The sequence below is a fragment of the Acidovorax sp. NCPPB 3576 genome (assembly GCF_028473605.1).
Classification (GTDB): Bacteria; Pseudomonadota; Gammaproteobacteria; order Burkholderiales; family Burkholderiaceae_C; genus Paracidovorax.
The window spans coordinates 2071337-2094686 of sequence record NZ_CP097267.1 but is presented as its reverse complement, the minus strand read 5'-3'; the positions used below and the strand labels follow the sequence as shown (position 1 = coordinate 2094686).

Annotated in this window: 25 protein-coding genes; 12 read left to right on the top strand and 13 right to left on the bottom strand. The window is 65.6% G+C overall.

The annotated features are described in order from the left end of the window. Position 1 precedes the first annotated feature (1 nt). Entirely contained in the window at positions 2 to 1513 is a 1512-nt protein-coding gene (locus M5C98_RS09635) for a leucyl aminopeptidase (RefSeq protein ID WP_272552425.1), read from the bottom strand. A 23-nt stretch (positions 1514 to 1536) separates the two neighbouring features. Between M5C98_RS09635 and lptF the strand changes: the two genes are divergently transcribed. The 6 genes from lptF to M5C98_RS09605 all read left to right on the top strand — a co-directional run bounded on the left by lptF (position 1537) and on the right by M5C98_RS09605 (position 7321). Continuing rightward, positions 1537 to 2631 carry an LPS export ABC transporter permease LptF gene (lptF, locus tag M5C98_RS09630; RefSeq protein WP_272552424.1) on the top strand — a complete coding sequence of 365 codons (1095 nt, stop codon included), beginning with the start codon at positions 1537 to 1539 and terminating at the stop codon, positions 2629 to 2631. Continuing rightward, positions 2628 to 3731 carry an LPS export ABC transporter permease LptG gene (gene lptG / locus M5C98_RS09625; protein WP_272552423.1) on the top strand — a complete coding sequence of 368 codons (1104 nt, stop codon included), beginning with the start codon at positions 2628 to 2630 and terminating at the stop codon, positions 3729 to 3731. Before lptF ends, lptG begins: the two co-directional genes overlap by 4 nt. A gap of 88 nt (positions 3732 to 3819) precedes the next feature. After that, positions 3820 to 4122: a sirohydrochlorin chelatase gene (locus M5C98_RS09620; protein WP_272553231.1), complete on the top strand. Its 303-nt coding sequence runs from the start codon at positions 3820 to 3822 to the stop codon at positions 4120 to 4122. 193 nt (positions 4123 to 4315) lie between these two features. Then, positions 4316 to 5257, top strand: a complete 942-nt coding sequence (locus tag M5C98_RS09615; protein ID WP_272552422.1) for a CysB family HTH-type transcriptional regulator — start codon at positions 4316 to 4318, stop codon at positions 5255 to 5257. A 68-nt stretch (positions 5258 to 5325) separates the two neighbouring features. Then, positions 5326 to 6498 carry a pyridoxal phosphate-dependent aminotransferase gene (locus M5C98_RS09610; RefSeq protein WP_272552421.1) on the top strand — a complete coding sequence of 391 codons (1173 nt, stop codon included), beginning with the start codon at positions 5326 to 5328 and terminating at the stop codon, positions 6496 to 6498. A 211-nt stretch (positions 6499 to 6709) separates the two neighbouring features. Beyond that, positions 6710 to 7321 carry a hypothetical protein gene (locus M5C98_RS09605; RefSeq protein ID WP_272552419.1) on the top strand — a complete coding sequence of 204 codons (612 nt, stop codon included), beginning with the start codon at positions 6710 to 6712 and terminating at the stop codon, positions 7319 to 7321. 128 nt (positions 7322 to 7449) lie between these two features. Here M5C98_RS09605 and M5C98_RS09600 read toward each other — a convergent pair whose 3' ends face one another. The 5 genes from M5C98_RS09600 to M5C98_RS09580 all read right to left on the bottom strand — a co-directional run bounded on the left by M5C98_RS09600 (position 7450) and on the right by M5C98_RS09580 (position 11390). Continuing rightward, positions 7450 to 8127 carry a pentapeptide repeat-containing protein gene (locus tag M5C98_RS09600; protein ID WP_272552418.1) on the bottom strand — a complete coding sequence of 226 codons (678 nt, stop codon included), beginning with the start codon at positions 8125 to 8127 and terminating at the stop codon, positions 7450 to 7452. A gap of 30 nt (positions 8128 to 8157) precedes the next feature. Further along, a complete protein-coding gene (locus M5C98_RS09595; protein WP_272552417.1) occupies positions 8158 to 8499 on the bottom strand; it encodes a DMT family transporter in 342 nt (113 codons plus the stop codon). After that, positions 8496 to 9011, bottom strand: coding sequence for a TetR/AcrR family transcriptional regulator (locus M5C98_RS09590; RefSeq protein ID WP_272552414.1), 516 nt, complete (start codon positions 9009 to 9011; stop codon positions 8496 to 8498). Before M5C98_RS09590 ends, M5C98_RS09595 begins: the two co-directional genes overlap by 4 nt. Before the next feature lie 197 nt (positions 9012 to 9208). Then, a complete protein-coding gene (rng, locus tag M5C98_RS09585) occupies positions 9209 to 10696 on the bottom strand; it encodes a ribonuclease G (RefSeq protein WP_272552412.1) in 1488 nt (495 codons plus the stop codon). 76 nt (positions 10697 to 10772) lie between these two features. Then, positions 10773 to 11390: a Maf family protein gene (locus M5C98_RS09580; protein ID WP_272553230.1), complete on the bottom strand. Its 618-nt coding sequence runs from the start codon at positions 11388 to 11390 to the stop codon at positions 10773 to 10775. A gap of 115 nt (positions 11391 to 11505) precedes the next feature. On the opposite strand from M5C98_RS09580, the gene M5C98_RS09575 reads away from it, so the two are divergent. After that, positions 11506 to 12141: a GNAT family N-acetyltransferase gene (locus M5C98_RS09575; protein ID WP_272552410.1), complete on the top strand. Its 636-nt coding sequence runs from the start codon at positions 11506 to 11508 to the stop codon at positions 12139 to 12141. A 21-nt stretch (positions 12142 to 12162) separates the two neighbouring features. Here M5C98_RS09575 and rlmH read toward each other — a convergent pair whose 3' ends face one another. The 5 genes from rlmH to M5C98_RS09550 all read right to left on the bottom strand — a co-directional run bounded on the left by rlmH (position 12163) and on the right by M5C98_RS09550 (position 16766). Next, a complete protein-coding gene (gene rlmH, locus M5C98_RS09570) occupies positions 12163 to 12630 on the bottom strand; it encodes a 23S rRNA (pseudouridine(1915)-N(3))-methyltransferase RlmH (RefSeq protein ID WP_272552409.1) in 468 nt (155 codons plus the stop codon). 21 nt (positions 12631 to 12651) lie between these two features. Then, positions 12652 to 13521 carry a ribosome silencing factor gene (rsfS, locus tag M5C98_RS09565; RefSeq protein ID WP_272552408.1) on the bottom strand — a complete coding sequence of 290 codons (870 nt, stop codon included), beginning with the start codon at positions 13519 to 13521 and terminating at the stop codon, positions 12652 to 12654. 191 nt (positions 13522 to 13712) lie between these two features. Next, a complete protein-coding gene (gene hemF, locus M5C98_RS09560) occupies positions 13713 to 14684 on the bottom strand; it encodes an oxygen-dependent coproporphyrinogen oxidase (protein WP_272552407.1) in 972 nt (323 codons plus the stop codon). Then, positions 14684 to 15964 (bottom strand): phosphoribosylamine--glycine ligase, encoded by a 1281-nt coding sequence (gene purD, locus M5C98_RS09555; protein ID WP_272552405.1) that lies wholly within the window; start codon positions 15962 to 15964, stop codon positions 14684 to 14686. The genes hemF and purD overlap by 1 nt, the downstream gene beginning before the upstream one ends. 82 nt (positions 15965 to 16046) lie before the next feature. Continuing rightward, positions 16047 to 16766 (bottom strand): YebC/PmpR family DNA-binding transcriptional regulator, encoded by a 720-nt coding sequence (locus tag M5C98_RS09550; protein WP_272552404.1) that lies wholly within the window; start codon positions 16764 to 16766, stop codon positions 16047 to 16049. Between the two features lie 80 nt (positions 16767 to 16846). On the opposite strand from M5C98_RS09550, the gene M5C98_RS09545 reads away from it, so the two are divergent. Together M5C98_RS09545 and M5C98_RS09540 are read left to right on the top strand one after the other, a co-directional pair. After that, positions 16847 to 18355 carry a helicase HerA-like domain-containing protein gene (locus M5C98_RS09545; RefSeq protein ID WP_272552402.1) on the top strand — a complete coding sequence of 503 codons (1509 nt, stop codon included), beginning with the start codon at positions 16847 to 16849 and terminating at the stop codon, positions 18353 to 18355. Positions 18356 to 18391: 36 nt separating this feature from the next. Further along, positions 18392 to 19093, top strand: a complete 702-nt coding sequence (locus tag M5C98_RS09540) for a glutathione binding-like protein (RefSeq protein ID WP_272552401.1) — start codon at positions 18392 to 18394, stop codon at positions 19091 to 19093. Positions 19094 to 19120: 27 nt separating this feature from the next. On the opposite strand, the gene M5C98_RS09535 is transcribed toward M5C98_RS09540, so the two are convergent. Next, entirely contained in the window at positions 19121 to 19888 is a 768-nt protein-coding gene (locus M5C98_RS09535) for an amino acid ABC transporter permease (protein ID WP_272552399.1), read from the bottom strand. Positions 19889 to 19984: 96 nt separating this feature from the next. Continuing rightward, a complete protein-coding gene (locus M5C98_RS09530; protein ID WP_272552398.1) occupies positions 19985 to 20638 on the bottom strand; it encodes a basic amino acid ABC transporter substrate-binding protein in 654 nt (217 codons plus the stop codon). Between M5C98_RS09530 and M5C98_RS09525 the strand changes: the two genes are divergently transcribed. The 3 genes from M5C98_RS09525 (at position 20607) to upp (ending at position 23345) form a co-directional block, all read left to right on the top strand. Beyond that, positions 20607 to 21449 (top strand): enoyl-CoA hydratase-related protein, encoded by an 843-nt coding sequence (locus M5C98_RS09525; RefSeq protein WP_272552396.1) that lies wholly within the window; start codon positions 20607 to 20609, stop codon positions 21447 to 21449. The two genes, M5C98_RS09530 and M5C98_RS09525, sit on opposite strands and share 32 nt — an antisense overlap. 182 nt (positions 21450 to 21631) lie before the next feature. Then, a complete protein-coding gene (locus M5C98_RS09520) occupies positions 21632 to 22606 on the top strand; it encodes a threo-3-hydroxy-L-aspartate ammonia-lyase (protein WP_272552395.1) in 975 nt (324 codons plus the stop codon). 109 nt (positions 22607 to 22715) lie between these two features. Then, positions 22716 to 23345, top strand: a complete 630-nt coding sequence (upp, locus tag M5C98_RS09515; RefSeq protein ID WP_272552393.1) for a uracil phosphoribosyltransferase — start codon at positions 22716 to 22718, stop codon at positions 23343 to 23345. Positions 23346 to 23350: the final 5 nt, after the last annotated feature.

The window sequence follows — 23350 nt, the reverse complement described above, 5'->3', positions numbered from 1 at the left end:
ATCAACGGGCGGCCACGCGCGACGCGCGCACGGCCTTGGCCGCCGGCTTGCGCGCAGGCGCCGTGGCCTTGGTCTGCGCCGCGGCGTCGAGCAGGTATTGCACCAGCAGCCCCACGGGCCGGCCCGTGGCCCCCTTGGCTGCGCCGCCCTTCCAGGCCGTGCCGGCAATGTCCAGATGCGCCCAGGGCGTGTCGCCCACGAACCGCTGCAGGAACTTGGCGGCCGTGATGGCGCCACCGGCACGCCCTGCCACGTTCCCCATGTCGGCGAAGTTGCTCTTGAGCCCTTCTCCGTATTCGTCGTCCAGCGGCATGCGCCAGCACGGGTCGAGCGCCGCATCGCCCGCGGCCTGCAGGCTTTGCGCAAGCGCGTCGTCGGTCGCGAACAGGCCGCTGCGCAGGCCGCCCAGCGCCACCACGCAGGCGCCGGTCAGGGTGGCGATGTCCACCATCGCGGCCGGCTTGAAGCGCGCGGCGTAGGTGATGGCATCGCACAGCACCAGCCGGCCTTCGGCGTCGGTGTTCAGCACTTCGATCGTCTGGCCGCTCATGCTGGTGACCACGTCGCCGGGCTTGACCGCGCGGCCGTCGGGCATGTTCTCGCAGGCGGGAATGAGGCCCACCACATTGATGGCGGGCTTCAGTTCGGCCAGCGCGCGGAACACGCCCAGCACGCTGGCGGCACCGCCCATGTCGAATTTCATCTCGTCCATTTCGGCCGCGGGCTTGATCGAGATGCCGCCCGTGTCGAAGGTGATGCCCTTGCCGATCAGCACGATGGGCGCCTGACCGCGCGTGCCGCCGTCGTAGCGCAGCTCGATGAAGCGCAGCGGCTCTTCCGACCCGCGCGCCACGGCCAGGAACGCGCCCATGCCCAGTTTGGTGGCTTCCGCCGGGCCCATCACCTTGCACTGGATGGAAGGAAACTTGGCCAGGGCCTTCGCGGCGCCGGCCAGCAGCGTGGGCGTGGCGTGGTTGGCCGGGCGGTTGGCCCATTCACGGGCATATTCGATACCCGACACCAAGGCTGTGCCGCAAGCGAACTCGGCCTTGGCCGCAGCGGAGTCCGCCACGCCGACCACCACGCGCGACAGCACGCGCGGCTCGGTCTTGGATTTGGTGGCGGTGTAGATGTAAGTGGCTTCGGCGAGTGCCTGCACGGCCGCCGCGACCGCGCCGGCGGCGGGGGGAGCGGCGAAGCACAGCGTCGCCCGTTTGACCTGGGGGGATTTGAGCAGCGAGGCCGCAGCCACGATGGCCTGGCGCGTGGCGCGCGGAGATCCGTCGCCACCGCCCAGCAGCACCACACGGCGTGCGGCCACGGCGGGCATCTGGTACAGCTGCAGGCTCTTGCCGGCCTTGGTGTCGAAGTCGCCGCTCTTGAGGGCATGCGCGATCAGGCTGGGCAACGCACCGCCTGCGGGTTTTGCGCCATCGGCCACCACGACGGCCAGCAGGTCGCATTTCTCGGCGGCGGCGCCGTCAAGGCTCAGGGTCTTCAGATCGAAGTTCATAATCGGTGTTTTCCTTCGAGCCAATGTTATTCGATTCATCCATTCGCAAGGAGCTGGCGCGCAGCTTCGGCGCGACCCTGGTGGTGCTGGTCACCGTGGTCATGACCATGATGCTGATCCGCACGCTCGGCCAGGCCTCGCGCGGCAGCGTCAATCCCTCCGACGTGATGCTCGTCATGGGCTTCACCGTTCTCGGGCAGTTGCCCACCATCCTGAGCCTGAGCCTGTTCGTGGCCGTGGTCGGCACGCTCTCGCGCATGTACCGCGACAGCGAGATGGTGATCTGGTTCGCCAGCGGCCGCGGGCTCATCAACCTGCTCACCCCGCTGCTGCGCTTTGCCTGGCCCGTGATGCTGGTCATCGCCACGCTGGCCCTGGTGATCTGGCCCTGGGCCAACCAGCAGATCCAGGCGCTCAAGGTGCAATACGAGCAGCGTGGGGACGTGGACCGGATCGCGCCCGGTGAATTCCAGGAGTCCGCCAACGGCAGCCGCGTCTTCTTCATCGACCGCGAAAGCCCGGACAACGAACAAGCCAGCAATGTGTTCATCGCCTCCACCGAGCGCGGCCGCGAGACCGTGACCTCCGCCCGCAGCGCCCGGCTGGAGACGCGCAACGGCGAGCGCATGGTGCTGCTGAGCGACGGCCAACGCCTGGAGACCACCGTGGACAAGCCCGGGCTCAAGGTGAGCGAGTTCATCGAATACGGCACGCGCATCGGCTCGGCGCCGCCCGGCGCGCAGGATGAGCAAGCGGTCAAGACGCTTTCCACCCCCGCGCTGCTCGCCTCGGCCGAACCCGCGTTCCGCGCGGAACTGGGCTGGCGCTTCGGGCTGGCGGTCGCCGCGCTCAACTTCGTGGTGATGGGCCTGGCGCTGGCCAGCGTCAACCCCCGCGCGGGACGCAGCAGCAGCCTCGTGCTGGCGCTATTTGCCTTCGTCGTCTACTACAACCTCATGACCCTGGGACAAAGCTGGATCAGTTCCGGACGGCTCGGCGTGGTGCCGTTCATGCTGCTGCTGCATGGCGGCACGCTGGCCCTGGGCCTGGCCCTGCTGACAGCTCGCCACCATCGCTGGTCGCCCAGCATGCTGTGGCGCCGCGGAGGCCGCGCATGAAAACCATCCGCCGCCTGATCTACCGCGAGGCCCTGTCGGCCGTGGCTTTCGTCACGCTCGGCTTCCTCGCGCTGTTCTTCTTCTTCGACATGGTCGATGAGCTCCGCTGGGTGGGCCGCACGGGGCCGGACGGCTACCAGCTGTCCCATGCGATGCTGTTCGTCACGCTCAGCATTCCCAGCCACCTTTATGAACTGCTGCCGATCACGGTGCTGATCGGCACGATCTTCGTGATGGCGCGGCTGGCGCAAAGCTCGGAGTTCACCATCATGCGCACCAGCGGCCTGGGGCCCTGGCGAGCGCTGCGCACGCTGCTGGCGCTGGGCCTGGGCTTCGTGATGCTGACCTTCGCCGTGGGCGACTACCTCGCCCCGGTGACCGACCGCGCCGCGCAACTGGTCAAGGCACGGCATCTGGGACAGCTGACCACTGGTGCGACGGGCGCATGGCTCAAGGAACGACAGGGCACCCATTCGATGGCGGTGAACGTGCGCGCCCTCAGCCCCGATGGCGGCATGCTCAACATCCGCGTGTTCGAGTTCGATGCCGACGGCCGGGTGGCATCCACCCTGCAGGCTGCCAGCGGCACGGTCGGCAGCGACCACTGGGAGTTGAAGCAGGTCAAGCGCAGCGTGTTCCATCGCAGCGGCGAGGCCGAAGCGCGCGTGGAGCGACTGCAAGAGCCCGACCTGCGTTGGCCCACGCGCATCAGCGCCGACATGGTGTCCGCCTCGCTTCTCAAGCCCGATCGCATGGCGACCATCGACCTGTTCCAGTACATCCGCCATCTGGAGGCCAACGGCCAGTCGGCGCAGCGCTATGAGATCGAGTTCTGGCGCAAGGTGTTCTACCCGCTCAGCTGCCTCGTGATGGTGGTGCTCTCGCTGCCCTTCGCCTACCTGCACTTCCGCTCGGGCGGCATCGCAGGCTACGTGTTCGGCGGGGTGATGGCAGGCATCAGCTTCTTCCTGCTGAACAATGTGTTCGGCTATGCGGGCAATCTGCAGAACTGGTCGCCCTGGCTCACGGCGGCGGCGCCAGGATTGATCTATTCGGTGCTTTCATTGGCGGCCTTCGGCTGGCTGGTGCTGCGCCGTTGACCGAAGGACCACCGGCGTGACCCCTGCTCTCTCCCGAGGCGTCGTCCTCTTCGCCCATGGCTCGCGCGATCCGCTGTGGCGCGCGCCCATGGAGGCGGTCCAGGCCCATATGCAACGCCACCGCCCCGAGTTGCTGGTGCGCTGCGCCTATCTCGAATTGACCACGCCTGACCTCGCCGACGCGGTGCAGTCGCTGGTCGGCGAAGGCGCCCGGCATGTGACTGTGGTGCCGATGTTCCTGGGCACCGGCAAGCACGCTCGCGAGGACCTTCCGCTGTTGGTGCAGGCGTTGCGCGCCGCCCACCCCGAAGTGCGGTTCGAGGTCCAGGGAGCGATCGGCGAAGACCCGCGCATGACCGCATTGATGGCGGAGATCGCTGGCTCGGACTGACTCTGGCGGGGGAGTTCGGGCGGATGCCCCCGGGCAGGCGAAGGCAGGCCATCGCTTCTTGCGCCAGTGCTACGCGTGGACAGGCCCGCTCTTGGAACCTGCCAAGGCCTGCCACGGTTCAAAATTTAGCCAACCGCTGTTTTTCTTTAGACAGCTGCAGCATAATGATCGCCTTCTTTAGCAGCGATACGATATGAATCTGCACCAATTCCGCTTCGTTCAGGAAGCCGCGCGCCGCAATCTCAACCTGACCGAAGCCGCGAAGGCGCTGCACACGTCGCAGCCTGGCGTGTCCAAGGCCATCATCGAATTGGAAGAAGAATTGGGCGTGGACATCTTCGCGCGCCACGGCAAGCGGCTCAAGCGCATCACCGAACCTGGCCAGCATGTGCTCAAGAGCATCGAGCTGATCATGCGCGAGGTCGGCAACCTCAAGCGCATCGGCGAGCAGTTCAGCGCTCAGGACAGCGGCACCCTGAGCATCGCCACCACCCATACGCAGGCGCGCTACGTGCTGCCGTTGCCCGTGGCCAAGCTGCGCGAGGCCTACCCCAAGGTCAACATCAGCCTGCACCAGGCCACACCGCACGAAGTCGCGCGCATGGTGATCGACGAAGTGGCCGAGATCGGCATGGCCACGGAGTCGCTGGCCGACTACCCCGATCTCGTCACCCTGCCCTGCTATGAATGGCAGCACGTGCTGGTGATGCCCACCGCCCACCCGCTCGCGCAAAAGGAACGCCTGGGCCTGGACGACATCGCGCACGAAGCACTCATCACCTACCACCCTTCGTTCACCGGCCGGGGCAAGATCGACCAGGCATTCGCCGCCCGCAAGCTGCAGCCGCGCATCGTGCTGGAGGCCATCGATTCCGACGTGATCAAGACCTACGTGCGCCTGGGCCTGGGCATCGGCATCGTGGCCGAGATGGCGATGCGCGACGATCCGATGGGCGACTTGGTGGTGCGCCCGGTGGGGCACCTCTTCGGCCAGAGCGTTGCGCGCGTGGCGTTCAAGCGGGGCGCCTACCTGCGCAACTTCGTCTACAAGTTCGCCGAACTGCTGAGCGACCGCCTGAACCGGGAACTCATCGCCCGGGCCATGACCGGCCACGTGAACGATTACGAACTCTGAGTTTGCCCGGCCTTACGGCCCGGCCGCCCGTTTTTCAATGCCTGCCCTTCAGCCTGTTTTTTCGCGCCATGACCTTCACCGACATCGCTCCGCGCACACCCGCCTTCCCCAGCAAACTACCCCAGGTGGGCACCACCATCTTCACGGTGATGTCGGCGCTGGCAGCCGAGCATGGCGCCGTGAACCTGGGCCAGGGCTTTCCGGACTTCCACTGCGACCCCGCGCTGATCGATGCCGTGGATCGCGCCATGCGCGCCGGGCACAACCAGTATCCCCCTATGGCAGGCGTTCCTGCGCTGCGCGAAGCCGTTGCTACAAAAATTGAAGCACTTCACGCTCGTCAGTATTGCGCCAACACCGAAATCACCATCACAGCGGGTGCCACTCAGGCGATCCTGACCGCCATCCTGGCCACGGTGCATGCGGGCGACGAAGTGATCGTGCTCGACCCGTGCTACGACAGCTATGCGCCCAACGTGGATCTGGCGGGTGGCACGGTGGTGCGGGTGCCGCTCACGGCGGGCAGCTTCCGGCCCGACTTCGGCAAGATCGCCGCGGCCATGACGCCGCGCACGCGCGCGCTCATCATCAACACGCCGCACAACCCCAGCGCCACCATCTGGACCGCCGAGGACATGCGCACGCTGGAGGAACTGCTCGCGCCCACCGATGTGCTGCTCATCAGCGACGAGGTGTACGAGCACATGGTGTTCGACGGCGTGCAGCACGAAAGCGCGGCGCGCTTTCCGGGCCTGGCGGCGCGTGCGTTCATCGTGTCGAGTTTCGGCAAAACCTTTCACGTCACTGGCTGGAAGGTCGGCACCGTGGCCGCACCGGCTGCCCTGACGGCCGAATTCCGCAAAGTACACCAGTTCAATGTGTTCACCGTGAACACCCCCATGCAGCATGGGCTGGCAGCCTATCTGCAGGACCCGGCGCCCTACCTGCAACTGCCCGCGTTCTACCAGGCCAAGCGCGACCTGTTCCGCCAGGGACTGGAGGGATCGCGCCTGCGGTTGCTGCCCAGCACGGGGAGCTACTTCCAGTGCGTGGACATTTCGGCGGTCAGCGACCTGAACGAGTCCGACTTCTGCCAGTGGCTCACCCGCGAGGTGGGCGTGGCGGCCATCCCCCTGTCGGCGTTCTACGGCGACGGGTTCGACCAGCGCGTGGTCCGGTTTTGCTTTGCCAAGCAAGACGACACGCTGCGTGAGGCGCTGCAGCGGCTTCGCAAGCTCTGATTGCGCGCTGCCGGACGAATGGAGGCAGGCCAGAGGAAGCGGCACCTTGATCAGGCCACATCGCCGGTCAGGATGCGTCACGGGGCCTGCTCGAAGAGGTTGATGGAAGACGCCTGCCCGTTGCAAATTCTGCACGCACGCAGGCAACCAAAGACGGATGGGCCGGGCACTCACGCTGCGATCCCTCTCAAGGCGCCCCGTGCGTCACACCATGCTCCTCAAGAACGCGCTCGTCTTCATTCACCTGCTCGCCATGGCCGTTGCCGTGGGAAAGATGCTGGAGTATGACTTCCGGTTTCTTCGCTCCGTCCATCGCCCGATTTCCGCGCATCAATGGGAGGATCTTCTCCACACCAAACGAACGATGACGGTGGCTTTGGGCGTGCTGTGGGCGACCGGGCTGGGCTTTCTCTGCATCGGCCAAACACAATACCCAGGGTATTTGGCCAACGAGAAACTCTGGATGAAGGTACTTACCGTGTGCGTGCTGACGCTGAACGGTTTGCTCATGCACCATTTCGCGTTCCCGTACATGCAACAGGGCAAGGTCTTTCTGCAATGGCCTTTGGGCCGGGTGCTGCTGCTCACCGGGTTCGCCACCGTGTCATCGGTCTCGTGGCTGTATGCCTCGTTTCTCGGCATCGCGCGGTCATGGAACGACACCGTCGCGTTCGAACACGCTTTGGGCGTCTATATGGCACTGCTTGTACTGGCGGCTTCTGGCTCGGCGGGGCTCATGGCCTTTTTGCATCGCCGCCATGCCAGAGGTATTCAGCCGGGGCCAATGCCATGCACTGGCCCCCGTGGCGGCTGCCCGCATTGAGTGGAATACGCCGGTTCATGCCGGGCCTGCCGGTAAAAATAACCGCCGTTGAATGCCCGTCCAGCAGGCCAAGCCAGGGCTTATCCGGCGGCTGCACCCACGGCGCTGATCGGTCGCACCCTGCCCGCTCAGCCCACGCGGACGCCCAGGCCGCCGATGAGCGCGGCGGCTTGGTCCATCGATAGCATCGCACCCTTGAACGATTGGGCAACGGTGGTCACTGTCAGACCGCCCAAGTCCACCGAGCGCAGATCTGCACCATCGAAGCGGGCATGCTTCAAATTGGCGTCCCGCAGGCTGCCGCCTTCGAAGACCGCGTCGCGGAAATCACATCCGGCCACGTCTGCTTCGGACAGGTCCAGTTGCTCCAGGCTGCGCTTGCGAAAAGAGAGGCCCCGCAAGTCCGCGCCCACCAGGCGGCACTGGTGGAACTCCAGTCCCAGCGTGGTCGCTTCGTTGAAACGAGCGCCGGTCAGCTTGGTCTCGGTGAACAGCACGCCCGACAGCTTGGCGCCATTCCACCGCGTGTTGTTCAGATCGCTGCTGCACAGGCGGGCGCCGGAAAGATCGGCCAGACTGAAATCCGCCAGCCCGGCCTTGCAATCGAGCCAGCGCGAATCTGCCAGCATCGTTTTCTGCAAGCGGGTCGCTGCGAAGGTGCAGTCCAGGAACCGCGCGCCCCCAAGGACCAAGCCGGAGAGGTCTTCGCCGTCGAAACGGCAATGCTCGAAGGCCAGTGGTCCGTTTGGGCTTGCAAGCACCTCGGCGAGCGCAGCGCGCGAAAAAAACTGGTCGATGAAAATCACGGAATCCCTCTCGGAACGGCCTATCACGACTCAATGCCCCGCGCTGCTGGAGAAGAGGTTGACCACCAGCACCCCCGCGATGATCAACCCCAGGCCGGCGAGGGCGGCCAGATCGAGCCGCTGTCGAAACACCACCCACCCCACCACCGAAATGAGCACGATGCCAACACCCGACCAGATGGCATAGGCCACGCCCACCGGTATCGTCTTCAAGGCCAGGGAAAGCGCATAGAACGAGGCGGCATAGGCCACCCCGGTGATCAGGCTCGGAACCAGGCGGGTGAAACCGTCAGAGGCCTTGAGCGCCGTGGTGCCGACCACCTCCAAAGCGATGGCCAGTCCCAAAATGAGATAGCTGGGATTCAAGGTCATGGCGCGTTTCCTTGGGTGAGTTGGACAAGGAGGGAAAGAAGGCGGCCCTTGCGGTCCGGCGGCGTCCCATAGACATCCAGCAACTGGTCGAACCAGATGCCGTCTGCGGCCAGGCGGCATAGGAACAAACGGTCCGCGGCGTCCGGGTCGGAGCCGTCCTGTGCGAGCGCGGCGCGCATCTTGGCGCTCCAGCGTTCGCGGCAAGAAGGCAGCGCGAATGCGAGCAAAGCGATGGCGCGCTGCGTTCGGCGCTCATGCGCGGTCTGGGCAGTGTGAAAGCAGGTTTTCAGATAGGCCCGTGCGTGCCGCCCAGGGGCCTGGGGCTCGGAGTCGAGGGCGGCGGCGTAGAACACATCGAACACATCGAACAACTGATCGCAGAGGGCGCCCAACAGTGCCTGTTTGCTGCGAAAGTGGTGCTGCAAACCGCCTTTGGTCACGCCGGCCTGGTGCGCGACAGCATCCAAAGTGACCGCGTGCGGCCCTTCCTGCACGAGCAGATCGGCGGCCACGGCAAGCAATTGGGCTCGGACCAGTTCGGGTTGTTTCAGGCGTTTATGGGCTTCAGACATACAAACCATCCAGATGGATTGTTTTATTCTAGCCCCGGATATTCATAAGAACTCTTCCACACGTGCCCGCCGTAGGGCTGATCGAAATCCTGTTGACTGCGCTCGCCAAGTGAGCGCACCGGCCACGCTACCGCGCCTCAAAGCAGCACGATGTCGTACTGCTCCTGCCCCACCGCCGTTTCCGACTGCAATGAAATGGGCTTGCCGATGAAATCTGACAGCCCTGCCAAGTGCTGGCTCTCCTCGTCGAGAAACAGCTCCACGACGCGCGGTGAGGCAACGACGCGAAACTCGCGGGGGTTGAACTGGCGTGCCTCGCGCAAAATCTCGCGAAGGATGTCGTAGCACACGCTGCGCGCGGTCTTCACGATGCCTTTGCCCTGGCAATGCTCGCAGGGTTCGCACAACATGTGGGCCAGGGATTCGCGGGTGCGTTTGCGCGTCATTTCCACCAGTCCCAACTGGGAAAAGCCACCGGCCATGGTTTTGACACGGTCACGCGCGAGCTGCTTCTTGAACTCCGCGAGCACGGCCTGCTGGTGGTCCTCGCGCGCCATGTCGATGAAATCCGCAATGACGATGCCGCCCAGATTGCGCAGCCGCAACTGGCGCGCAATGGCCTGTGCGGCCTCCAGGTTGGTCTTGAAAATGGTGTCGTCGAAATTGCGCGCACCGACATAGCCGCCCGTGTTCACATCGATGGTGGTCAGCGCCTCGGTCTGGTCCACGATCAGGTAGCCGCCCGACTTCAGATCGACGCGCCGGCCCAGGGCGCGACCGATTTCCTCGTCGATGCCATACAGGTCGAAAATCGGCCGCTCGCCCTTGTACAGCTGCAGCTTCGGCGCCGCGGCCGGCATGAATTCATGGCCGAAAGCCTGCAGCGCGGAAAACTGCTCGCGCGAGTCGATGCGGATGGTCGCCGTCTCCTCCCCCACCAGATCGCGCAGCACGCGCTGCAGCAGGCTCAGGTCCTGGTGCAGCAGCGACATGGGCGGCAAGCGCAGCGAGGCGTCCTTGATGCGCGCCCAGGTCTTGCGCAGGTAAGCGATGTCTTCGGCCAATTCGGCGTCGGTGGAATCTTCCCCATTGGTGCGCAGGATGAACCCGCCACCGCCTCCCGACGCCTTGTCGCCCACCAGTGCCTGCAGCCGTCCGCGCAAGGCATCGCGCTCGTCGGCGGGGATCTTCTGCGACACGCCCACGTGGTCATCCTGGGGCAGAAACACCAGCAGCCGGCCCGCGATGCTGATCTGCGTGGAAAGGCGCGCACCCTTGGTTCCGATGGGGTCCTTGATGACTTGCACCATGAGGGATTGGCCTTCGAACACCTGTTTTTCGATCGGCACCGGCGGCTCGCCCTTGCGCGCGAACATGGGCGCCTCGCCGCCTTCCTGCCGGTGCCACACGTCCGCCACGTGCAGGAACGCCGCGCGCTCCAGCCCAATGTCGATGAACGCCGACTGCATGCCCGGCAACACGCGCGAGACCTTGCCCAGATACACGTTGCCCACCAGGCCCCGTTCCAGGGTGCGTTCCACGTGCAGTTCCTGCACCGCGCCGTGCTCGACCACCGCCACGCGGGTTTCTTGGGGGGACCAGTTGATCAGGATGTCTTGTTGCATGGGGTCGGAAAAAAGTGGCCGCCCATGATGCCTGAAACCCGCCTGCATGGCAGACTCACTGGTCCCACATCGCCATTCAGCCGCGCAGCATGCCGGCCGAGCGCAGCAGTTGCGCCGTCTCGAACAAGGGCAATCCCATGATGCCGGTATAGCTGCCGGCCAGGTGCGACACGTACTGCGCCGCGGGCCCCTGGATGCCATACGCGCCGGCCTTGCCCATGGGTTCCCCGCTGTCCACATACGCTGCGATCTGGGCGGGCGTGAGCGCGGCAAAGGTCACTTTCGAGACCGACAGCGCGACCGACCGCGTTTCCCCGTGCTGCAGGGCCACCGCCGTGAGCACGCGGTGCGTGCGCCCCGACAACTCGCCCAGCATGCGGCGCGCATCGGCGGCATCCTCCGGCTTGCCGTAGATCGTGCGGCCCCAGGCCACCGTGGTGTCCGAGCAAAGGATGGGGGCATCCGTCAACCCGCGCCGGGCACGGCGGGCGACGGCCGAATCGAGCTTGAGCCCCGTGACGCGCTGCACATAGCGGGCGGGCGGCTCGCTGGCCAGCGGCACCTCGATGGCTTCTGCGTCTTCGGCCACATCGCCATCGGCATTGGGCAGCAGCAGTTCATGGTGAACCCCCAACTGCTCGAGCAGTTGGCGGCGGCGCGGGCTTTGGGATGCGAGATAGATGAAGGAAGGAATAGAGGACGGCACGGGGCGCGAGGATAGCCGATCGCTCGCGCGTGCCGCTTCGGTTCGCCGGCGCCGGCTTCGGGAACCGGCAGCCTTGCGCTGCCGGCCTTTTCAAGAATGGCACATGACCTTCTTTCCCACACTGGAGACACCGCGGCTCAGGCTGCGCAAGATGGTGGCATCCGATGCACCGGCCCTGCTCTCCATGCACGCGGATGCGGAATCAAGGCAGTGGGCCGGCTACAACGCGATCCGCGATCTGGAAGGCGCATTGGATTTCGTGAACTGGGCCGACCAATTAACGCTGATGCCGGTTCCTGGGTTCTGCTGGGCCATCGAGCGCAAGGGCGTGCCAGGCATGATCGGGCAATGCAACTTCACGCATTGCGACGCCACCGCGCTCAGCGCCGCGCTGGGCTATGAGCTGGCGTCGCCATACCAGGGCCAGGGCTTCATGAACGAGGCGATTGGCAGGGTGCTGAACTGGTGCTTCCTTCACCTGCAACTGATGCGAATCAGTGCGAGCGTCCATTCCGACAACGTGTCATCGATCCGCATGCTGCAGCGTTGGGGGTTTCAGTGCGAAGGGCTGCTGCGCAGCGCAGGGTTTTGGGACGGACGGCACCATGATCTGCTTTCATTCAGCCTGCTGGCCACGGAATTTGCGCCTGCCTGTACACGGCAAGCGCAAGAGCGCTCTGTCGCAGCGGCCCCCGTGATTTGCATTCCGTCTGCACAGGCCGAACGGGCCGAGGCCTGACGCCGACCTGGTCTTGGCGGCCTATTCGCGGTGGTAGGGATGCCCCGCGTTCACCGACCAGGCCCGGTAGAGCTGTTCGATCAGCAGCACACGCACCATGGCGTGCGGCAATGTGAGATCGGACAGCCGTATGCGTTCATGCGCTAACTGTCGAAACGCAGGGTCCAAACCATCGGGCCCGCCGATGACCAGGGCCACATCGTCCCCCCCCAATTGCCAGCCTTTGAGGCGCTCTGCAAGTGCTTTCGTAGTGAGGGACGTGCCCCGCTCGTCCAGCGCCACCACGCGGGTGCCGCGGGGTATGGCAGCCTCGATGCGCTCGCGCTCGGCGGCGTATAGCGTCTCCAGCGTTTTGGAGCCGCGCGGCTCGGTCTTGACCGCCTTGATCTCGACCTTCAGCTCCGGCGGAAACCGCTTGGCGTAGTCGTCGTAGGCCGTCTGCGCCCAGTCGGGCACACGCTGGCCCACGGCCACGATCAACAGCTTCATCGATAACGCTCAGGCGCTGGCTCAACCCCTGCGGGTGGGCGACTTCTTGGCAGCGGGGCGCTGCGGCTTGGCGGCCGTCTTCGCCGTCGTGGCAGTCCGGGGTGCGGCTTTGGGGGCTGCAGCCGCCGAGGAGCGGCCAGGGGCCCGCTTGGCGGCAGGCTTGCCCGCCGGCTTCTTGGCGATGGGCTTGACGATCAAGGTCTGGATGGGGGCTTTGGCCACCGTCTTCGCGGTCGCCTTGCCAGCCGCTTTCACAGGCGTTCTGGCCGTGGTTTTAGCGGTCGTCTTCGCAGGCGCGGCCTGCTTCACGGTGCCACGGGCACCCGGCTTTCCGGCTGTCCTGGCCGGGGGCTTGGCGCCTGCCTTCTGGGGTGCGGCCGCAGGCGACTTGGCAGCCACCTTGCTCACGCCGGGCTTGCGGGCCGGTTGCGCCGGTGCGGCAGCGGCTTTCTTGGCAGCGGGCTTTTTCTTGGCAACGCCAGCCGTGCCTTCCGCGGCCTTGGGCTTGGCGGCGCCGAGCTTCAGGCGAACAGGGGTGTCGCCCCAGATCTCTTCCAGGCGATAGTACTGGCGGATGGCCGGCTGCATGATGTGCGCCACGGCGGCGCCGCAGTCCACGATGATCCACTCGCCGTTGTCCTCGCCCTCGATGCGGGGCTTGCCGAAGCCCGCTTCACGCACCGCATCGCGCACGCTGGCCGCCAATGCCTTGGTCTGGCGGTTGGACGTGCCCGACGCCACGATCACGCGCTCGAAGAGCGGCGACAGGTGCTCGGTGTTGAACACCTGGATGTCTTGCGCTTTGACGTCCTCCAGGCCATCGACGATGGCGCGCTGGAGTTTGGTGACGTCTTTCTTGGCAGCGGATTCCGATTTGGAGGAGGTGGTCATCAGGCGTTTGTCTAAAAAGGATGGGCCAATACTAGCGTGCAACCCGGGCATCGGCCAATGCGGCGGGCCCGGGTGGCGAATCGGCCACCGCGTGCACATCAGGGGTGTTTTTGGCCTTGGGCGCTCATGGGATGAGCGCGGGCAGCTATTGAAATTATAGCTTTCGGCCTTTTTGCGAATGCACGGGCTGGTCAGAGCCAGTCCCGCCGCACCAGAAAGCGCCGCGTGAGCTCGGCCTCGGGCGAGCCCGGAGCCTCCTGGCGCTGGTACGACCAGCCCGCCATCGGCGGCATCGACAGCAAGATCGATTCGGTGCGGCCACCCGATTGCAGACCGAAGTTCGTGCCGCGGTCCCACACCAGGTTGAACTCGACATAGCGCCCGCGCCGATAGCACTGGAACTCGCGCTGGCGATCACCGAAAGGGATGGCCTGGCGCCGATGCACGATGGGGAGATAGGCGCCCAGCAGTGCGTCCCCCACCGACTGCACCATGCCCAGGCTGCGCTCGAAACCCAGCTCGGAAAAGTCGTCGAAGAAGATGCCGCCCACGCCACGCTGCTCGTTGCGGTGCTTGAGATAAAAATACTCGTCGCACCAGCGCTTGAAGCGCAGGTACAGGCCCTCGCCGAACGGGTTGAGCGCGTCGCGGCATGCCCGGTGAAAATGCACCGCGTCTTCCTCGAAGCCGTAATACGGCGTCAGATCCATGCCCCCGCCGAACCAGCACACCGGCGCACCTTCTGCCGGAGCGGCCACGATCATGCGCACATTCATGTGCACCGTCGGCACATACGGGTTGAGCGGGTGGAACACCAGCGAAACCCCCATGGCCTCGAACGGCGCGCCGGCCAGTTCGGGCCGGTGCTGCGTGGCCGACGGCGGCAGCTTGGCGCCCCGCACGTGCGAGAAGCCGCAGCCCGCGCGCTCGAATACGCGCCCGCCTTCCAGGATGCGGGTGATGCCATCGCCCTGCAGCGGCTCGCCAGGTGCCTTGCGCCACGCATCGTTCAAGAACCGCGCGCCACCGCGCGCCACGGGGCCTTCGACCTCTTCAAGGGCCGAGGTGATCCGGGTCTGCAATCCTTCCAGGTAAGTGCGCACGCGGGTGGCCGTGTCGACCGCATTCAAAGCAGGCGCTGGAGAAGGTGTCAATGCCGGCATCAGCTCTTCACCGCCCGGTGGCCGATGTCGCGGCGGTACTGCGCGCCATCGAAATGGATGCCGCGGGCCACGTCGTACACGCGCTGCTGCGCCTGCTTGACGCTGTCGGCCAGCACAGTCACGCACAGTACGCGCCCGCCCGTGGTGTGCGGCACACCGTCTTCGAGGGCCGTGCCGGCATGAAACACCATGGCTTCGTCGGCGTCCGCAGGCAGGCCCGTGATCGCATCGCCCTTGCGGGGATCTTCCGGGTAGCCGTGCGCGGCCATCACCACGCCCAGCGCGGTGCGGCGGTCCCATTGCAGTTCGACCTGGTCGAGCTTGCCGTCCACCGCAGCGCCCAGCACATCGACAAAATCGCTCTTGAGGCGCATGAGGATCGGCTGCGTCTCGGGGTCACCCATGCGGCAGTTGAACTCCAGCGCCTTCGGGTGGCCGGTCGAATCGATCATCAAGCCTGCGTACAGGAATCCGGTGTAAGGAATGCCGTCCTTTTCCATGCCGCGGATGGTGGGCAGGATGATCTCGCGCATGGCGCGGGCGTGTACGTCGGCCGTGACCACGGGCGCAGGCGAATACGCGCCCATGCCGCCGGTGTTGGGCCCCTGGTCGCCGTCCTTCAGGCGCTTGTGGTCCTGGCTGGTTGCCAGAGCGGTGACGTTCTTGCCATCGCACAGCACGATGAAGCTGGCTTCCTCGCCCTGCAGGAACGCTTCGATCACAACGCGCGCGCCGCCCTCGTTGTGCGTCACGCCGTACTTGTTGTCCACCAGCATGAAGTCCACCGCATCGTGGGCCTCCTGCAGCGACATGGCCACCACCACGCCCTTGCCGGCCGCCAAGCCGTCTGCCTTGATGACGATCGGTGCGCCGAGTCGCTCCACGAAGGCATGGGCCGCCACCGGGTCGGTGAAGGTGTCGTAATCTGCCGTGGGGATGCCATGGCGGCGCATGAAGGCCTTGGAGAAAGCCTTGGAGCTTTCGAGCTGCGCGGCAGCCTTGGTCGGGCCGAAGATGCGCAGGCCGTGCGCGCGGAACTCGTCCACGACGCCAGCGGCCAAGGGCGCCTCGGGGCCGACCACGGTCAGCGCGATCTTCTGGTCCTGCGCCCAGGAGCGCAGTTCGCGCACCTCGGTGATGGGCACGTTCTCGAGCTTGGAGTTCAATGCCGTGCCGCCGTTGCCCGGCGCCACATAGACCTTCGTCACCTTCGGCGACTGCGAGAGCTTCCAGGCCATGGCGTGTTCACGGCCGCCGCCGCCAATCACAAGGACTTTCATACCGGGCTCCGGTGGGCCGATTCAGACAGGCCGGTAGGCCCTTCGGCGGGCAGGGATCGATTGCAGAGGTTCAGGCTCATATTCATAAGGCAGCGTTGTGATAGACCTCTTGCACGTCGTCCAGGTCTTCCAGCACGTCGAGGAGTTTTTGCATGCGCGCGGCGTCTTCGCCTTCGAGCTCGATGGTGTTTTCGGCGCGCATCGTGACCTCGGCCACTTCAGGCACGAGGCCGGCGGCCTCCAGCGCGTTTTTCACGGTTTCGAAATCGGCGTAGGCGGTGAGCACTTCGATGGCCCCGTCTTCGCCCGTGACCACGTCTTCAGCGCCCGCTTCCAGGGCCACTTCCATCACCTGGTCTTCATTGGTGCCGGGCGCGAAGATCAACTGGCCGCAGTGCTTGAACTGGAAGGCGACCGAGCCTTCCGTGCCCATGTTGCCGCCATGCTTGCTGAAGGCATGGCGTACTTCGGCCACGGTGCGCACGCGGTTGTCGGTCATGGTGTCCACGATGATGGCCGCGCCACCGATGCCATAGCCTTCGTAGCGGATTTCCTCGTAGCTCACGCCCTCGGCATTGCCGGTGGCCTTGTCGATGTTGTACTTGATGCGGTCGGCCGGCATGTTCGCGGCCTTGGCCTTCTCGATGGCCAGGCGCAGCCGGGGATTGGCCGAAATATCGCCCCCGCCCGCCCGTGCCGCTACCGTGATTTCACGAATGATCCGGGTCCAGATCTTGCCGCGCTTTTCATCCTGCCGCCCTTTGCGGTGCTGAATGTTTGCCCATTTGCTGTGTCCTGCCACAGGAGTCCTTCTGGTATTGATTTAATCTACTGCCCGCGATTTTACTTTTGACGCATCCCCCCACTCCGCACCCCGACGCCATGGCCGAACCTCTTCTCATTGCCAAGCATGGCACCACCGAATGCCACCTGCTGCCCGGCCTGGCCAACCGCCACGGCCTCATCACCGGAGCCACCGGCACGGGCAAGACGGTCACCCTCCAGACGCTGGCCGAAGGCTTCTCGCGCATCGGGGTGCCGGTGTTCATGGCCGACATCAAGGGTGACCTTACCGGCATCAGCCAACCGGGCAGTATCGGCGACAAGCTGGCGGCCACGCTCAAGGAACGCGGGCTTCCCCTGCCTGAACCCCTGGCCTGCCCTACCGCACTGTGGGACGTGTTCGGCCAGCAAGGCCATCCGGTGCGCGCCACGGTGTCCGACATGGGCCCGCTGCTGCTGGGCCGCATGCTCAACCTGAACGAGACCCAGCTGGGCGTGCTCAACCTGGTTTTCAAGATTGCCGACGACAACGGACTGTTGCTGCTCGACCTCAAAGACCTGCGGGCCATGCTCCAGTATGTCGGGGACAACGCCAAAGAATTCACGACAGGGTACGGCAATATCAGCGCCGCCAGCGTAGGCGCGATCCAGCGGGGCCTGCTGCAGATCGAGCAGCAGGGAGGCACCCAGTTCTTCGGCGAGCCGATGCTCGACATCAACGATCTCATGCAGACGGTTGAGGGGCACGGCGTGGTCAACATTCTGGCTGCCGACAAGCTCATGAATTCGCCGCGCCTCTACGCCACTTTTTTGCTGTGGATGCTGTCGGAGCTGTTCGAGCAGTTGCCCGAAATCGGCGACCCGGAAGTCCCCAAGCTCGTCTTCTTCTTCGACGAGGCCCACCTGCTGTTCAACGAAGCGCCCAAGGTGCTCATCGAGCGCATCGAGCTGGTGGTGCGGCTGGTGCGGTCCAAGGGCGTGGGCGTGTACTTCGTCACCCAGAACCCGCTCGACATTCCCGACAGCGTGCTGGCCCAGTTGGGCAACCGCGTGCAGCACGCGCTGCGCGCCTTTACCCCGCGCGACCAAAAGGCGGTGAAGGCCACGGCCACCACCATGCGCCAGAAGCCAGGACTGGACATCGAAACCGCCATCACAGAATTGGCCGTGGGCGAGGCACTGGTGAGCTTCCTGGACGCCAAGGGCCGGCCCAGCGTGACCGAACGCGTTTTTGTGCTGCCCCCCGCCAGCCAGTTGGGGCCCATCACGCCCGCCCAGCGCCAGGCATTGCTGGCCGGCTCGCTCGTCGCTGGCGTGTACGAGAAAGCCGTGGACCGTGAATCCGCCTACGAAAAGCTCCAAGGCCGCACCGAGGCTGCCGCCACGGCAACGGCTGGCACGAAGGGCGGCACCACCGATGGCGCGGGAGGCGGCGTCATGGGCGGGCTGAACGACGTGTTGTTCGGATCGACCGGTCCGCGCGGCGGCAAGCACGATGGGCTGGTGCAGACCATGGCCAAATCCGCCGTCCGCACCATGGGCACCTCGCTGGGCAAGGAGATCCTGCGCGGCGTGCTGGGCAGCCTGTTCGGCGGCCGCAAGCGCTGATCTTTTTCGCGGGGACCAAACCAAGGAGTTTTTTGCATGATCGACCTGCACTACTGGACCACGCCCAACGGCCACAAGATAACGATGTTCCTCGAAGAGGCCGGACTGCCCTACCGCGTGCTGCCCGTAAACATCGGCCGCGGCGAGCAGTTTCAGCCCGAGTTTTTGCGCATCGCGCCCAACAACCGCATTCCCGCCATCGTGGACCATGCCCCTGCGGGCGGCGGCGGACCGATTCCGGTGTTCGAGTCCGGCGCCATCCTGCTTTACCTGGCCGACAAGACCGGCCAGTTCATTCCCCAAGACCTGCGCGGGCGCACCGAAGCGTTGCAATGGCTGTTCTGGCAGATGGGCGGCCTGGGGCCCATGGCGGGCCAGAACCACCACTTCACGCAATATGCGCCGGAGCCCATCGCGTACGCGATCGACCGCTACGTGAAGGAAACCGCGCGCCTGTATAGCGTGCTGGACAAGCACCTGTCCGATGGGCGCGAGTACATTGCCGGCACGTATTCCATCGCCGACATGGCCTGCTATCCCTGGATCGTGCCGCACGAGCGCCAGCGGCAGAACCTCAACGATTTTCCGCACTTGAAGCAGTGGTTCGAACGCATCCGCGAACGCCCCGCCACCGTGCGGGCGTACGACTTGGTCCAGGGCATCAACACCGCGCCCACCGTGGACGAAGACGCGAAGAAGGTGCTGTTCGGGCAGGATGCCAGCACGGTGCGGCGCTGAAACCGCCAGCGCCTTTCAGCAGCGGCGTCAGACCCGGTCGCTGCGCGCCAGGTGGCTCTCCAGCCTGCGCAGGGCGCCGGTCAGCGCGAGCGTCATGATCCAGTAGGCCAGGGCAATCGCCAGATACGGTTCCCAGTAGCGCGAATACGCCCCGGCCACTGTGCGCGCGGCATAGGCCATCTCGGCCAGGCCGATGGCAGAGATCAGGGACGTGTCTTTCAGCAGCGCGATCGCGTTGTTGCCCAGCGGCGGCAGCATGCGGCGAAAGGCCTGCGGCAGCACCACGTAGCGCATCACCTGCCCGGGCGTGAAGCCCAGCGAGCGCCCTGCATCGGACTGCCCGCGCGCGATCGACTGGATGCCCGCGCGGAACACCTCCGAGATATACGCCGCGGAGTTGAGCGTGAGCGCCACGATCCCCGAGATCAGCGCGCCATGCTCCTGCTTGAGCGTGCGGGCAAAGTCGCCCGTCACCAGCAAGCCGGTCGATGGATGGATGAACAGCGGCAGCACCGCAAAGTGCATCAGCAAGATCTGCACGAACAGCGGCGTGCCGCGAAAGAAGCTCACATACACGGTGGACGGCCAGCGCAGCAGATAGCGGCACACCCAGCTCAGCGGCGCATGGCGCGCCTGCGCCAGGCGGGCCAGCGCGAGCAGCAGGCCCCACGTGCCGCCCAGCAGCACGCACACCACCGTCACCCCGATCGTCATCCAGGCGCCCTGGATGAACAGGTCCTTGTATTCCACCAGGATGTCCGGCCGGAACCAGCCAAACCACTCAACAGGCTCCATGGCCTCTTCCTCTCATTGGTCGCGGCGGGCCTATAGGCGCCCGCAAAAACGGCCGCAGCGCGGCCGTGGTGTCATGCCAGAAAAGCGGCGTGCCGATCAGCGTGGCTTGTATTCCTTGCCAAACCACTTCTTGTAGATCTCGCTGTAGCTGCCATCAGCCCGCACGGCGGCCAGGCCGGCGTTGAGCTTGTCCTGCAGCGCCTTGTCGCCCTTCTTGACGACGATGCCGAAGCCCTCGACGGGGAACGCGGGGTCTTCCACCGTCTTCAGCGCGGCGTTCTGCGCCACGCGGTAGGCGATCACGCCGTTGTCGCCGATGGCCGCATCCACGCCGCCGCCCGCCAGCTCGGAAATGATGAGCGGCGTGCTCTCGAAGCGGCGGATGTTCGGACTGGTCTTGCCGAACTCGCGCGAGGCCACATCGTCCGCCGTGGACGCGTTCACCACCGCGATCTTCTTGCCCGCCAGGTCTTTCAGCGACGCCACGGTGCTCGCCTTGGGCACGGCGATCAGTTGCTGCGCGGCAAAGTACGGCTCGGTGAAGTCGTAGCTCTGGCGGCGCTTGTCGTTGATGGTCACGCCGGAGATCACCAGGTCCACATCGCCGTTGTTCAGCGCCGCGAAAATGCCGCTCCAGGGGGTGTTCACCACCTTGATCTTGAGCGACTGCTTCTTCGCGATGGCGTTGATGATGTCGATGTCGAAACCGACGATCTGCTTGTCCTTGTTCTCCTGCTTCTCGCTCGCCATCACGGACCAGGTGGCGCATCTGGTGCTGAACCGGCCGGAGGCCATGAACACCATGCACCCGGCATTCTGGCGCGAACTGGACTCCGTGCTGGCGCGGCTGCATCGGTCGGGCGAGGCGCGCGCGCTGGTCATCAGCAGCACGGGCAAGCACTTTTCGGCCGGCATGGCGCTGGAGACTTTCGGCGGCGCCATCACCATGGACGACCAGAGCCCCGAAGGCCGCGCCGCCCTCTTCGATCTGCTGACCGACATGCAGGCCACGTTCACGCGCATCGAATCGCTGCGCATCCCGGTGATCGCCGCCATCCACGGCGGCTGCATCGGCGGCGCAGTGGACATGGTGACGGCCGCCTGCATCCGCTACGCCACGCAGGACGCGTTCTTCTGCATTCAGGAAATCAACATCGGCATGGTGGCCGACGTGGGCACGCTGCAGCGCCTGCCCAAGCTGATTCCGCTGGGCATCGTCAAGGAACTGGCCTACACCGGCCGGCGCCTGCCCGCACCGCGCGCCCTGGCCTGCGGGCTGGTCAACGAACTGTTCGACACCCAGGCGGCGATGCTGGACGCGGCCCTGGCCTGCGCCCGCGAGATCGCCGCCAAGCCGCCGGTCGCCATCTGGGGCACCAAGCAGGCTGTGCACTATGCGCGCGACCACTCGGTGGACGACAGCCTGCGCCAGATGGGCTGGCTGCAGGGTGCGATCTGGAGCAACCGGCATGTGGGCGAGGCCGTGGACGCGATGCGCACCAGGCGCGCAGGCGACTTTCCGGCGCTGGCGCCGCTGCAGCGATTCAGCGATCTGGGCTGAGCGGTCGGCGCGGTCCGTCGATCTGCAAGGCCTGCCGGCTAGGCCAGGGCATCCATCATTATCAAATCGATAGCTGCCAACACATACTGGGTGTGCGCTGCAGGCACTTTTGACCCTTGATCACCCCCCGGCGGGCTATGATGCGGACTCCTTCCCGATCCCGTCTACGCGAGGACGCAGCCATGCCTACGCACATCCCGGCCCTGCCCACCTACACCGACGTCGCCGACGCGGCCCACCGGCTCCAGGGCGTCGCGCACCGCACGCCCGTGGCGCGCTCCAGCACGGCGGACCAGCAATGCGGCGCCCAGTTTTTCTTCAAGTGCGAGAACCTGCAGCGCATGGGCGCCTTCAAGTTTCGCGGCGCGTACAACACGCTCGCCCAGTTCGATGACACCCAGCGCGCGCGCGGCGTGCTGGCTTTCTCGTCGGGCAACCACGCCCAGGCCATTGCCCTTTCGGCCCGCCTGCTGGACATGCCGGCGCTGATCGTCATGCCCGAAGACGCGCCCACCGCAAAGATGGCCGCCACCCGCGAGTACGGCGCCCAGGTCGTCACCTACAACCGGTTCACCGAAGACCGCGAAGCCATCAGCCAGCGCCTTGCACAGGAACGCGGCATGACCCTGGTGCCGCCGTTCGACCATCCGCATGTCATCGCCGGCCAGGGCACCGCCGCCAAGGAACTGCTCGAAGAAGTGCCCGACCTCGACTACCTGTTCGTCTGCCTGGGCGGCGGCGGATTGCTGTCGGGCAGTCTCCTGGCCGCGAAGGCGCTGGCCCCCGACTGCCAGGTGATCGGCGTCGAGCCAGCGGCCGGCAACGACGCCCAGCAATCGCTGCGCGCCGGCCGCATCGTGCGCATCGACACGCCCCACACCATCGCTGACGGCGCCCAGACCCAGGCGCTGGGCAGCATCACCTTTCCCATCATCCAGCGCGACGTGGCCGACATCGTCACCGCCACCGACGAGCAGCTGGTGCAGGCGCTGCGGTTCTTCGCCGAGCGCATGAAGATCGTCGTCGAGCCCACCGGCGCCCTCGCCTTCGCCGGCGCCCTGCACGGCGGCGTGGACCTGCACGGCAAGCGCGTGGGCATCGTGGTCAGCGGCGGCAACGTCGATCTGGCGCGGTACGCACGCTTTCTGGCAGACTGATCGGCGCCCCGAGCCGCCCCTGCGCGGCGACGCACGTACCCTTTCTTTCTCCTGCATCTGCAGACCGCTCTTTCCCGCTTTTCACTTTCCCAACAAGAGGCCCCAGCCCATGAGCAATGTCCACGTCATCACCCATCCCCTGGTGCAGCACAAGCTGACCCTGATGCGCAAGAAGGACGCCAGCACCAACAGCTTTCGCCGCCTGCTCGGCGAACTCAGCACGCTGATGGCCTACGAGGTCACGCGCGACATGCCGCTGCAGGACGTACAGATCGAAACCCCGCTGGAAACCATGACGGGCCAGGTCATCGACGGCAAAAAGCAGGTGCTCGTGTCCATCCTGCGCGCCGGCAACGGCTTTCTGGACGGCATGCTCAACGTGATCCCGGGCGCCAGGGTGGGCCACATCGGCCTGTACCGCGACCCGCAGACCCTGCAGCCGGTCGAGTACTACTTCAAGATGCCTTCCGAGATGGAAGAGCGCGACATCATCGTCGTGGACCCCATGCTCGCCACCGGCAACTCCGCTGCGGCCGCGGTGGACCGCCTCAAGAAGCTCAACCCCCGCTCGATCAAGTTCGTCTGCCTGCTGGCCGCACCGGAAGGCGTAGCCACGCTGCAAAAGGCCCACCCCGACGTGCCGATCTACACCGCAGCGATCGACCGCGAGTTGAACGACCACGGCTACATCCTGCCCGGGCTGGGAGATGCGGGGGATCGGATTTTCGGGACGAAATAGCCCGG